At 71.9% G+C, this 12,029-nt stretch carries 8 protein-coding genes; 5 read left to right on the forward strand and 3 right to left on the reverse strand.

Translation table 11 applies throughout. The features are described 5' to 3' along the window. Window positions 1–13 precede the first annotated feature (13 nt). The 3 genes from ACFV6H_RS17540 to ACFV6H_RS17550 form a co-directional block, all read right to left on the reverse strand. A complete protein-coding gene (locus ACFV6H_RS17540; RefSeq protein WP_385542541.1) occupies window positions 14–232 on the reverse strand; it encodes an ATP-binding protein in 219 nt (72 codons plus the stop codon). Window positions 233–318: 86 nt separating this feature from the next. After that, complete coding sequence (locus ACFV6H_RS17545) at window positions 319–558, reverse strand: hypothetical protein (protein ID WP_384978349.1); 240 nt, start codon at window positions 556–558, stop codon at window positions 319–321. Between the two features lie 41 nt (window positions 559–599). Then, entirely contained in the window at window positions 600–4,127 is a 3,528-nt protein-coding gene (locus tag ACFV6H_RS17550) for a type 2 lanthipeptide synthetase LanM family protein (protein ID WP_385542545.1), read from the reverse strand. Window positions 4,128–4,477: 350 nt separating this feature from the next. On the opposite strand from ACFV6H_RS17550, the gene ACFV6H_RS17555 reads away from it, so the two are divergent. The 5 genes from ACFV6H_RS17555 (at window position 4,478) to ACFV6H_RS17575 (ending at window position 11,878) form a co-directional block, all read left to right on the forward strand. Then, complete coding sequence (locus tag ACFV6H_RS17555; RefSeq protein ID WP_385542548.1) at window positions 4,478–5,101, forward strand: response regulator transcription factor; 624 nt, start codon at window positions 4,478–4,480, stop codon at window positions 5,099–5,101. Continuing rightward, window positions 5,098–5,820 carry a response regulator transcription factor gene (locus tag ACFV6H_RS17560; protein WP_385542551.1) on the forward strand — a complete coding sequence of 241 codons (723 nt, stop codon included), beginning with the start codon at window positions 5,098–5,100 and terminating at the stop codon, window positions 5,818–5,820. The genes ACFV6H_RS17555 and ACFV6H_RS17560 overlap by 4 nt, the downstream gene beginning before the upstream one ends. 283 nt (window positions 5,821–6,103) lie before the next feature. Next, on the forward strand, window positions 6,104–9,352 hold the full coding sequence (locus tag ACFV6H_RS17565; protein WP_385542554.1) for an amino acid adenylation domain-containing protein: 3,249 nt from the start codon (window positions 6,104–6,106) through the stop codon (window positions 9,350–9,352). Between the two features lie 167 nt (window positions 9,353–9,519). Next, window positions 9,520–10,785, forward strand: coding sequence for a diaminobutyrate--2-oxoglutarate transaminase (gene ectB / locus ACFV6H_RS17570; RefSeq protein ID WP_385542591.1), 1,266 nt, complete (start codon window positions 9,520–9,522; stop codon window positions 10,783–10,785). A 121-nt stretch (window positions 10,786–10,906) separates the two neighbouring features. Next, window positions 10,907–11,878 carry an ornithine carbamoyltransferase gene (locus tag ACFV6H_RS17575; RefSeq protein WP_385542557.1) on the forward strand — a complete coding sequence of 324 codons (972 nt, stop codon included), beginning with the start codon at window positions 10,907–10,909 and terminating at the stop codon, window positions 11,876–11,878. The last annotated feature ends 151 nt before the right edge of the window (window positions 11,879–12,029 follow it).

Consider the following 12,029-nt stretch of genomic DNA (forward strand, 5'->3'; position numbering starts at 1 on the left):
GGGGGGGGTGGGACTACCGGTCTGCTGTGGTGCCGCTCCGCCCGCGCAGCACCCGCATGGTGGCGCCGAGGGCCGCGCCCGTCGCCTCGGCGACCAGCCGCGACTTCCCGATTCCTCCCTCACCGACGAGGAACAAGGCGCGGCCGTGTCCTTGCCGACAGCCGAACAACGACTCCTCGATGAGGGCGAGTTCACTGTCACGACCCACAACTTCGGCTGCACGCGCATGCATGGGTAGGGATCGTAGCGGTCGGACCGGTTTTGCCAGAGGCCGTCTTGAGGACCGGATTCCGTTATGGAGTCCGTTACGGAGTCCGGTCAGCCGGGGCTGGAGACGGTGGTGTGGATCCCGCTCAGGGTGATGACGATGCCGCTGCCGAGCGTCAGTCCGGCGAGAACGCGGACGCGGGCGCAGGCCAGATTCCGGCGTGCCAGGCTGATGGTGTCCGTGTTGACGGTGTCGGCACTGACGGCGTCGGCCGGTTCCGGGCAGAGCGGGGACGCTGCGGCGCCGGTGTCCTCGGCGTGGTGCTGGGTGTGCTGCGGCGATGCGGTCATGGCGGGTGATCCCTTCTGTGGGAGGAAGACGGTGTGAGTGGTCACTGAGCCGTTGCGTCGGGATACGAGGCCGGGGCCGGTGTGGTGTTTTCGCTCGACGCGGCCCGGAGCCGGGACGGTGTGGGATCGAGCAGCAGCACCGAGGGCACGCGGTCGGCGAAACCCAGGCGGAGCAGGGCGTATCCGATACCGGACAGCCCGAGGAGCAGACCGGGGGAGTGGACCCGGCCGGGAGTGCCGCACAGATGGCCGCCGTACTGGAAGGCGCCGACGGTCAGTCCCACGCGGCGCGCCAAGCCGGTCCTGGCGTCCCGGTGGCCTCGCGCGGTGAGTACGGCGAGTGGCTCGACGGTGCCCAGATCGCCGTGACAGAGGCTGTGGTCGGTCAGCGGCACCTGCGCGCCGAGCACGCGCACCGCCGCGTCGAGACGGGCGAGGGAGATCTCGGGGACGGCGGTTCGGGTGACGGAGGTTTCGGCGACGGTGGTTCGGGCGGCAGCGGTTTGGGTGACAGCGCTTTGGGCGACGGAGGTGGCCGAGGCCGGTCCCGTAGCGTCTCCGGCGGTCGGCCGGCCGATGCGGTCGGCAACGGCGAGGACCGTACCGGAGAGCCCAGAGCACCAGCTCAGATCCTCAGGCGCGTTCCGTTCCGCAGAAGTCAGCGCGGAGTCCAGCAGGCGCCGCCCGGCCTCGGCGTACGGCAGGCGGTCACCGCGGTCACCGTCGGCCGCGTAGCGCAGCAGGGACCAGCCGATGCCCGCGTCACCGAAGGCGAATCCGGGCGTGCCCGTACCACGGCGTCCGTTGTCCGTGCGTACGAGCAGCAGCTCCGCGATCCGGTCGGCCTGGGCGACGGCCTCCGGCGTCCCGCGTTCCTGATGTACGGAGAGCAGTGCGGCCAGCGCGCCCGCGAGACCGGTCGAGACATCGAGGGACATCTCGGCGTCGGGAGCGTCGTCGACCGACAGGGCGAGCGCGGCCACGGCGGTACGCAAGGTGTCGTCCGTAGCCCCCTCGGCGCCTCCGCTTCCGCCCTTGCCCTCCCCTTCGTCCTCGCCGAGCAGAGTCGTCAGCCGCGCGACGGCGTAACAGATTCCGCCCAGACCGTGGAACGCGCCCGGTCCGACCGTCCTGCTGAGCCCGGGATCCGAGGCGAGCGCGGCGACCAGTGTGGACACCGGTGCGAGCGCCTTCCGTGCCAGGTCGGTGTAGCGGGACGAGCCGGTCAGCCGGCCGAGTTGCGCGAGGAACAGCGACACTCCGCAGTACCCCTGCGCCAGGCTCGCGCCCATCGGCAGTACGGCCCAGTGGGCGTCGTCGACCAGCTCCAGACCGATCCAGTTGGCGCGCCCCCGATCTGGCGCCAGCTCCGGCCCGCGATCTGGCCCCAGCTCCGGCCCCCGATCCCGTCCCTCGTCTCCGGACCGTGGATCCTCGGGACCCGGCCCGTGCACCGCGCGGGCCACGATCTCGTCCGCGATCCCGGACGCGGCGGCGAGCAGCACCGAGGACTCCGGTACGGCGGCGGGCGTGGTCCTCGCCGGTGGCCCGGCCGGCCTGTGCCTGCTTCCCGACGAGGGCCGGGCGGTGGCCAGCGAGGCGGAGATGATCCACTCCTGGTCGTGCCGGTCTACCTCGCCCATCGCCTCGATCTTGGCCAGAGCGGCGGCGATGCCCGAGGTGTCCAGCACACCGGAGATCCTGGTGCCGCGCGATGTCCACACCTCGGATTCCGTCGGCCGGTGGAAGAAGACGGGAATGTCACCGCACCACAGATCCGCTATCTCGTCCTCGATCACCCGCTGTCTGGCCGGGTCGTCGGACGACTCCGCCCACAGCAGGGAGAGCAGCGCGTCCCTGTCCAGCGCGTCACGCAGGACATCCGGATGGAGCGACTCCGCCAGCAGCGTCGCGTAGAGCTGGGTCGGCCGTACGATCAGCCGGCCGGGCCCGGCCGCGCCCTCGCGCGTCAACAGGCCGTCCGGGCCGCGCAGTTCGTCCCGGTACGCGACGATCGCGTCGTAGCCCGCGCGGAAGCCGCTGAGCAGGGCGGCTCCGTACTCGCCCGCCGCGACGTCCTTGCCCGCCAGCAGCGGCCGGTTGCGGCCACCGGTGAACGGGACCGGACGGCGCACCAGGCGCATCGTGTCCGTTCCCGCGCCCTCCCAGGCGATCTCCGCGTGCGGCCCGCTGTCGTCCGGCGCACCGCCCACGGCCGAGATGTCGATGGCGCCCAGCTCGCCGACCATGAGCTGCGGCAGCAGACAGGTCCGGTGCACCGAGGCGGCGAGCGCGGCCGAGGCGGGATCGGGACCGGCCGTCATCGGCTCGGCCAGTGTGGCGTGCAGCAGCGTCTCGACATCCACCAGCACCGGCTGATCGCCGTGCGCGACCAGATTGTCGTAGTGCAGATCGGAGCCCTCGACCGCGTACACCAGGGCCAGGAGCGCGCCCTGCCGCCGGTAGAAGCGGTGGATGTCCGCGACGGACGCGCAGGAGAGATGGTCGATGTACTGGAGCCAGCCGTAGCCGTCCCGCGCGACCGTCGCGGCGGTCCGCAGACCAAGATCCGGCACCTTGCCGTTGAGCCACTCCACCATCCGGTCGAGGAAGCCGTACTGGCCGAGCGGGCGCGGCTTGTAGACCACGGTGGAGCCGTTCGCGAAGCCCAGCAGGGCCACCGACCGGCCGCGCTCATGGGTGTCGCCGAGCCCGAGGTCCAGCGTCACCAGCGGTCCGGGATCGGTTCCGTCCAGCAGCTCCGTGACGATCGTCGTACGGTCGGCGGCGAACCGGATCAGCAGCTCCGCGACGGCGTCGGCGGTGAACCGGCAGGTCTGGGCGAGCAGCCGGGCGAGCACCGGATAGTCGGCGAAGAGCCGGGCCAGTCCTCGCGCGCCGCCCGTCTGCCGAAGGAAGTCCGCGAACCGGTCCTCGGGGCCCGCGCCCGTCAGCCGTCCCGCCGTACGCGCGGCGGCGAGTTCGGCGGTGAGAGTACGGGCGGCCCGGCGGGCGAGCTGTTGTCCGAGCCGGTCCGCGAACCGCTCCGTCAGCGCGGCGGTGTCGGCCACGGCGGGATCCAGAGGGCCGCGCTTCTCGGCCATCGCCTGCACCGCAGCGTCTACGAGCGGACGGAAGAGCGGGACGAATACGTCGGGGCCTTCGGCGCCGGGCGCGCCTTCCCTGCCACGTGGGCCCGGTGCGTCCGGCGCCGCGGCGAGCGCCTTCTCGATGAACAGCGCCCAGTTCGGCACGGCCGCCCGTCCGCCCAGCTGCTCCGCCGACTCGCCGACGAGGGCGGCGGCCTGGTCGGGCCCGATCCCGAGGACGCCCAGCCGTGTGTTCCAGCACGCCTGCTCCAGCTCCGACAGCGCGCGGCGCTCACGTATCCCGCCAGGCGCGGTGGTCCCGCCCGACGTGGTTGTCCCACCGGGCGTGGTGGTCCCGCCGGGCTCGGCGGAGGCGGGAGCGTACGGCAGGGCCAGCCGCTCGCGCAGCGTCAGGCCGTACGCCCACCAGCGGCGGGACAGTCCCGAGGCGGTGGCGGAGGTGGGGGCGGAGGAGGTCACATCGGCAACACTGGCAGAACCGCACGTGGGCGGCATGGGGACGGATCCCCTATATTCCGCGCGCCGATTACCCACTCTCCGCTCCGCGTCCCCCACCCACCGCTCCCGGCACGGAAACCGCCCGCTCACCGGTCCGTGTACGGGCGGCGCACGCGCCACGCGGCCGGCGCCGGGCGCGCACGGACCGTTCGGTGGCCACGCCGGGTGACACGCCGGTCGCGGCGCCTTTCCGAGGGCGTGTCCCGGCATTCCCGTAAATACGGGGGACCGCCACCGATGTGACGGGCTCCCGGCCGCGCCGAAGGTGTGTATCGAGCCACCCACCGCACGGAGAAGAAGAGGAGTACCCCATGGGTGAACCGATGCCTGTCAGTGTGGTCGCACTGGACCCGGTGCTGGAGGCGGGCGCCAGGAGCGCCCTGCACAGCAGCCCGGATGTCACCCTGGTGCTGTCGCGTGAAGCGGCTCAGGTGACCGTTCTGATGGTGGACCAGGTGGCCCACCAGACGATGGACATGGTCCGGGCCGTCCGGAGCGAGCCGCACCGGCCAGAAGTGGTGCTGGTGGCCACCGATCTGACTCCGGCCGAGGCGCTGCACGCCATCGCGGCGGGCGCCCGTGGACTGCTGCGGCGCCGCGAGGCGAGCGCCGACCGGCTGGTGCGTACCGTCCTCACCGCCGCAGGCGGCGACAGCACGGTGCCGCCCGATCTCCTCGACCGGCTGCTGGAGCAGAGCGCCGACGCGTCCGGCGGGAGACCCGCGAGACCGCATATCGCGGGCTGGGGTCTTGACGACCGGGAACGCGCGGTGCTGCGGCTGGTCGCGGACGGCCGTGAGACGGGCGAGATCGCCAAGGAGCTGAGCTACTCGACGCGGACGGTGACCACGGTGATGCGCGACATCACCCAGCGGTTCCGGCTCCGCAACCGCGCCCACGCGGTGGCCTACGCGCTGCGGGCAGGTCTGCTGTGAGCGCGCCCACGGTGGCGGCCCCACCGCTGACGTCCGAACTGCGGCTGCTCCTGAGAGGCATACCGGCACCCGGCGCTCCCGCTCCGGTACCGGCACCGGTACCGCTCCACCGGGACCGTCTGCGCGTCTACCTCTGCGCGCCGGGCCCGGCCCTCGGCGAACCGGTCGCCGCGGCCCTGCGCCGGGCCGGGATCGAGCGCGCTCCGGCGCCCTCGCCGGAGGTGGTCCTGGTGGCCGCCGCGCGCACGGTCGACGAAGCGCTCGACACGGGCCCGGCCCTGGACCGCCCGGGCGGCCGACGTCTGCTGGTCGTCGCCGACACCTTCACGGCCGCCGGTGTGCTGCGCGGCGTACGGGCCGGAGCCCTGGCCATGCTCCAGTCGTCGGAGGCGAGCCCGGCCCGGCTGGCGGCCGGAGTGCGCTCCGCGTACCACGGCGAGGGCCGGCTGCCGTCCGGTGTGCTGGTACGGCTGCTCAGCGGCGGCGCCGAGCAGTATGCGCCGGAACCGGGAGATCCCGTCGCCGTACCGCCCTTGACGGCACGTCAGACGAGAGTGCTCGCGCTGGTCGCGGAAGGACACGGCAACGCGGCCATCGCCCGTAACCTCGCGTGCTCGCAGCACACGGTGAAGAACGTCATCTACGACCTGATGGCCCGGCTCCAGGTACGCACCCGGGCCCACGCGGTGGCGTACGGCGTCCGCACCGGTCTGATCTGAGCGGTCTGGATCCGAGCCGGTCTGGATCCGAGCCGGTCTGATCCGAGCCGGTCGTCGGGCGGTGCGGCTCGCGCGTCTGGGCCGGCGGTGCGGCGGTGCGGTTCGCGCAACCGAGCGTGCCCGCTCTCCGCGCCCGGCGCACAGAGACATAAGCGCAGCAAGCCCGGCGACGGACCGCTGCCACTCCTTCCCTGTTGCCGCGCCCGGCGCGGCAAGCAAGCTCTCGCTGTGCCACCACGGCCACCACGGACGTGGCAGACATCCCGACCCATGGAGGCAGCCGGTGGACCACGCTGACAGCCGCTCAGCCGACGGCACCCGGACCACATCCCGGACCACTTCGTTCTCGCAGCAGCGGCTGTGGTTCCTCGACCAGCTCCGGCCCGGCTCCGCGGATTACCTCCTCCCGCTGGCCCTGCGGCTCCGCGGCGAACTGGACGTATCCGCCCTCACCGGCGCCTTCGCCGATGTCGTCGCCCGCCATGAGGTACTGCGCACCCGCTATCTCCCGGCCGACGGCGAGCCCGTGCCCGAGGTCGTCGCCGAGGCGGCGGTCCCGCTCGGCCGTATCGATCTCACCGAAGTCCCGGACGAGGACCGGGAGGAGCGGCTCCGCTCGGTCGTGGAGCGTGAACTGTGCCGTCCGCTCGATCTGTCGGCCGCGCCCGCGCTACGGCTCACACTGGCCCGGATGGCGCCCGGCGACCATCTTCTGCTGGTGGTGGTGCACCACATCGCCTTCGACTTCACCTCCTGGGGCGTTCTCACCCGGGAACTCGCCGCGTACTACCGGGAGCGCACCTCGGGCGAGCCCGCCGCACTGCCGGAACTTCCCTTCCAGTACGCCGACTTTGCGGCCCGCCAGCGTGAACTGCTCTCCGGGAAGAGCCTGTCCGACCGGACCGGCTACTGGCGCACCCGGCTCGACGGCCTCGCGCCGCTCGAACTGCCCACCGACCGTCCTCGTCCCGAGGTCTGGCAGGGCGATGCCGCGATGACGCGGTTCCGGCTTCCGGCCGAACTGGTGAGCGCGGTCGACGCGTTCGCCCGGTCCCGGCGCGCCACACGCTTCATGGTGCTGCTCGCGGCCTTCCAGGCGCTGCTCGGCCGCTACACGGGACAGACCGATCTCGCCGTCGGCACACCGGTCGCCGGGCGGAGCGGGCCCGGACTCCAGCGGCTGATCGGGCTCTTCGTCAACACCGTGGTGCTGCGCACCGATCTTTCGGGAGGCCCGACGTTCGGTGAGCTGGTGCGCCGGGTGCGGGACACCACGCTCGCCGACTTCTCCCACGCCGACGCTCCGTTCGAGCACATCGTCGCCGAACTCACTCCCGAGCGCGATCTGTCCCGCAATCCGCTCTTCCAGGTCTCCTTCCTGCTGCTCGGCGGCGAGGCAGAGCAGCCCGAACTGCCGGGCCTGGAGACGGAGTTGGTCTCCACGCCCGCCACCGGCACGCCGTTCGACCTGGTGCTGGATCTGATGGGCAGCCCGGAAGGACATCTCTCCGGGCGGATGCAGTACGCCACCGCGCTGTTCGACGCCGATACGATGCGCCATCTCGCCGACGGCTACGCGGAGTTGCTGCGCGGTGTGCTCGCCGCCTCGGACGCGCCGCTGGCCGAGACCACCCGGAGCGTCTCCGCGCTGCCCGCCAAGGAGCGGCGCCGACTGCTCGCCCATGGCGCGGGCGACATACGGCCCGTACCGGAACTGACCATGGTCGGACTGTTCGAGCGCCAGGCCGCGGCCACGCCCGACGCGCTCGCCGTACGGGCGGCGGACGCCGAGCTGACGTACACCGCGCTCGAGACACGGGCCAACCGGCTCGCGCACCTGCTGCGGGAGCTCGGCGCCGGTCCGGGCAGTCCGGTCGGTGTCCATCTCGCACGGGGCGCCGGGCTCGCCGTGGCGCTGCTCGCCGTGTTCAAGGCGGGCGCGGTGTACCAGCCGCTCGATCCGCTGCACCCGGACGCGCGGCTGGCCCGTCTCGTCGCCGACACCGGCGCCCGACTGGTGATCACCGAGAAGGCGCTCGCCGGGCGTCTCGCCGGCACGGGCGTAAGGACCTTGCTGCTGGACCGGGACCGTGACCGTCAGGAGATCGACGCCCGGCCCTCGACGCGCCCGGACCGGCCGGCCCGCCCGCACGAGCAGGCGTATATCTTCCACACCTCGGGCTCCACCGGTACGCCCAAGGGCGTCATGATCCCGCACCGCGCGCTGACCAACTTCCTGCTGTCCCTGCCGCACCGGCTCGGTCTGGGACCAGGGATGCCGGTCATGGCCGTGACCACTCTCTCCTTCGATCCGTCCCTGCTGGAGCTGTGTCTGCCGCTGATCACCGGCGCACAGGTGGTGATGGCGGACCCGGAGCAGGCCAGGGATCCGCAGCGGCTGATCCGTCTGATGGATGCCGTACGGCCCGCCGTGCTCCAGGCCACGCCCGTCGTCCTGCGGATGCTGACCGACACCGGATGGTCGCCGCCGCCCGCGCTGACCGTGCTCTCCGGCGGCGAGAAGATCCTTCCCGGCCTTGTCCGGGCACTCACCGCCCACGGCGCCCGTGTCTGGGATCTGTACGGGCCGACGGAGACGACCGTATGGGCGACCATGGCGCGGCTCGGCCCGGACGGGCGCGTACGGGACTGGGCCGCCCTGGACAACTGCACCGTACGGCTGCTCGACCAGCGGCTGGAGCCGGTGCCGGCCGGTGCCACAGGGCAGATCCATATCGGTGGCGCGTCCGTCGGATGGGGCTATCACGACCGGCCGGAGCAGACGGCGGAGGTGTTCCTGCCCGATCCGTACGCCACCCGGCCCGGCGGACGGCTCTATGCCACCGGCGATCTCGGGCGGCTGCGGCCGGACGGATCACTGGAGATCCTCGGCCGCGCCGACCACCAGGTGAAGATCCACGGCCATCGGATGGAGCCCGGCGAGATCGAGGCCGCCCTGCTGTCCTTCACCGCGATCCGCGCGGCCGTTGTCCACCCGACTGCGGACGCCTCCGGCGAACCGCGCCTCACCGCCTATCTGGTGGCCCGCGAAGGCCACTCGGTCCCGGGCCCCGACGAACTGCGCGAGCGGCTGCTGACGACTCTGCCCGACTACATGGTCCCGACGTCCTTCATGGTCCTCGACGAACTGCCCACCACCGTCACCGGAAAGGTCGACCGCAAGGCGCTTCCGCTGCCCGACGCACCGTCACCCGCCGTACAAAGCAGGGACGTTGGGCATCTGGCGCCGCGCACACCGGAGGAGAAGACCATCGCCGATGTCTGGCGGACGGTCCTCGGGACACCGGAGGTCGGCGCCCATGACGACTTCTTCCGGCTCGGCGGGCACTCCCTGCTCGCCACCCGTGTCTCCGTACGGCTGCGAGGTGTGCTCGGTATCGATGTGCCGGTGCGGGCCCTGTTCGACCATACGACCGTCGCCGCCCTCGCCGCCGCCCTGGACGGTTACCCACGGGTGTCGGCCGACCGGGCCGCGCCGGTGCTCACGGCCCGGCGCAGGACGGGCCGCTGAGCGACACCACGACACGCCGCCGAGCAGTGCCGCCGGGCAGCGCCCGGAGCACCGCCCACGGGCCGGCCGCCGCACCATCCGAAGCCGAGAGGACCCACATGACGACCACCGTCCCACTCCGCCAGCCGCTCGACCACACCGACCGTCCGCTGCCTCCCGTACCTCCCGTGTCTCCAGTACCTCCTGATGTGTCTGTCTTCGAGGAGCTGGAGTCCGAGGTCCGGCTCTACTGCCGTACCTTCCCCGTGGTCTTCTCACGGGCCAAGGGCGCCGAACTGCACACCGAGGACGGCCGTACGTTCATCGACTTCTTCTGCGGTGCGGGCAGTCTGAACTACGGACACAACAACGACTTCATCAAGCGCCGGCTGACCGACTATCTCGCCTCCGACGGCATCATGCACGGCCTGGACATGCACACCGTCGCCAAGCGCGAGTTCCTGGCCCGCTTCGCCGAACTGGTGCTGCGCCCGCGCGGTCTGGACTACAAGGTGCAGTTCGCCGGGCCCACCGGCACCGACGCCGTGGAGGCCGCGCTCAAACTGGCCCGCAAGGCGACCGGACGCACCGGGCTCATCGCCTTCTCCGGCGCGTACCACGGTATGTCCCGCGGCTCCCTCGCGGTCACCGGCAGCCGCCGCGCCCGCCGGGCCGGCGGAGTGAGCGGCCAGGACGTGACGTTCGTACCGTACGAGGACGGCCCGCTCGGCCCGTTCGACTCCATCGGCTTCATCGAGCGGCTGCTCGCGGACCCGTCGTCCGGTACGGATCTGCCCGCCGCCGTGATCGTCGAGCCCACGCAGATGGAGGGCGGCGTCTACCCGGCGAGCCGGGAGTGGCTGCGCCGGCTGCGCGAACTCACGCAGCGCCACGGGATTCTGCTGATCCTGGACGAGATCCAGGCGGGCTGCGGGCGTACCGGTACGTTCTTCGGCTTCGAGGACGCCGGGATCGTCCCCGACATCGTGACCGTCTCCAAGTCCATCGGCGGCTATGGACTTCCGCTCTCGCTGACCTTGTTCCGGCGCGAACTCGACGTGTGGGAGCCCGGCGAGCACACCGGTACGTTCCGAGGCAACCAGCTCGCGTTCGTCGCCGCGACCGCCGCGTGCGAGCTGTGGCAGCACGGCTCGTTCCAGGCGGGTGTGGCCCGGGCGGCAGGGCGGCTCGGCCGGTTCCGCGCCGAACTCACCGCGCTCGACCCGGCCTTGGCCGTACGCGGCCGGGGCATGGTCCTCGGTATCGACACCGCGGGCGCCGGAGGTCCCGAACGGGCCCGCTCCGCGCAGCGGTACGCCTTCGAGCACGGTCTGATCGTGGAGCTGTGCGGACGCCACGACGAGGTCATCAAGGTCATGCCTCCGCTGACCATCGACGCCGACCGGCTCGACCGCGGTCTGACGGTCCTGCACGAAGGGCTGCGGGTGCGCTGATGCGGAACCGCCGCCCGACCCATCGCCCGATCCGCCGCCCGATCCATCGCCGACTCGTCACACACCGCCGATCCGCCGTCGGCCTCGGCCCCGCCGCTCACCGCAGACCAGGGAGGACCCGATGAGTCATCCGACCCGCCGTCACATCATCTCCATCGACGATCTCAGCACCGAGGAGCTGGACCGTATCGTCCGGCGCGGTGTCCAGTACGCGGCCGGTGAGCTGGAGGAGGCGCGCCCGCTGCGTGACGCCGTCGTCGGCGTACTGTTCCGCAAGACCTCCACTCGTACCCGTACCGCCTTCTCGGCGGGCACACTGCGGCTGGGCGGGCGGCTGATCACCTACGGTCCCGGCGATCTCCAGGAGAACACCGGCGAGAGCGTCGAGGACACCGCCGCCGTGCTGTCCGGGATGATCGACGTACTGGTCGCCCGCACCGCCGGGAGCGAGGCCGAGCTCCGTGCCTACGCCGACCAGCGGCGGATGGCCGTCGTCAACGCGATGAGTGCCGACGAGCATCCCACGCAGGCGCTCGCCGATCTCACCACGCTCATGGGCACGTTCGGCCGGATCGAGGGCCTGCGGGTGCTCTATATCGGCGAGGGCAACAACACGGCGTCCGCACTCACCCTGGCCCTGTCCCGCTACCGGAACACCGAGCTTTATCTGCGGACACCGCCCGGCTACGGAGTGGCCGGGCACTATCTCGAACGCGCCGCCGTCAACGCCAAGACCACCGGCGCCCGTGTCGAGCAGCGGCACGACATGGACGGGCTGCCGCCGGCCGATGTCATCTACACCACCCGCTGGCAGACCACCGGCACCGCCAAGCCCGATCCGGACTGGCGGCGCCTGTTCGCTCCCTTCCAGGTCGGCCAGGCCGTGATGGCCAGCAGTCCCGACGCGCTGTTCATGCACGACCTGCCCGCCCACCGTGGCGAGGAGGTCACGGCCGAGGTCCTCGACGGGCCCGCGAGCATCGCGTTCCGGCAGGCCGAGAACAAGTACCACAGCGCCCGCGCGGTCCTGGAGTGGTGCACGGCCGGCGGCGCGCTCTCCGACGTTCTTTCCCGGGAGGTAGTCCAGCCATGAGTGAAACCGTACTTCTGCCCGCGGGCGGCTGGCGGCTGTGGACGCATTTCTCGCTCCGTGGTCCGGGTTTTCCGGTGTCGGGGGTGTTGGGTTTGGCGCCGGTTGGTCTGGGTGTGGCGGCGGACAAGTTTGGTGTGGGGGAGGTGTTGTC

The sequence above is a fragment of the Streptomyces sp. NPDC059743 genome (genome assembly GCF_042732975.1).
GTDB lineage: Bacteria > Actinomycetota > Actinomycetes > Streptomycetales > Streptomycetaceae > Streptomyces.

What these genes read in the sequence shown, in the direction of transcription:
- ACFV6H_RS17540 (WP_385542541.1), bottom strand. Translation starts at nt 232, where the DNA reads ATGCATGCGCGTGCAGCCGAAGTTGTGGGTCGTGACAGTGAACTCGCC.
- ACFV6H_RS17545 (WP_384978349.1), bottom strand. Translation starts at nt 558, where the DNA reads ATGACCGCATCGCCGCAGCACACCCAGCACCACGCCGAGGACACCGGC.
- ACFV6H_RS17555 (WP_385542548.1), top strand. Translation starts at nt 4,478, where the DNA reads ATGGGTGAACCGATGCCTGTCAGTGTGGTCGCACTGGACCCGGTGCTG.
- ACFV6H_RS17575 (WP_385542557.1), top strand. Translation starts at nt 10,907, where the DNA reads ATGAGTCATCCGACCCGCCGTCACATCATCTCCATCGACGATCTCAGC.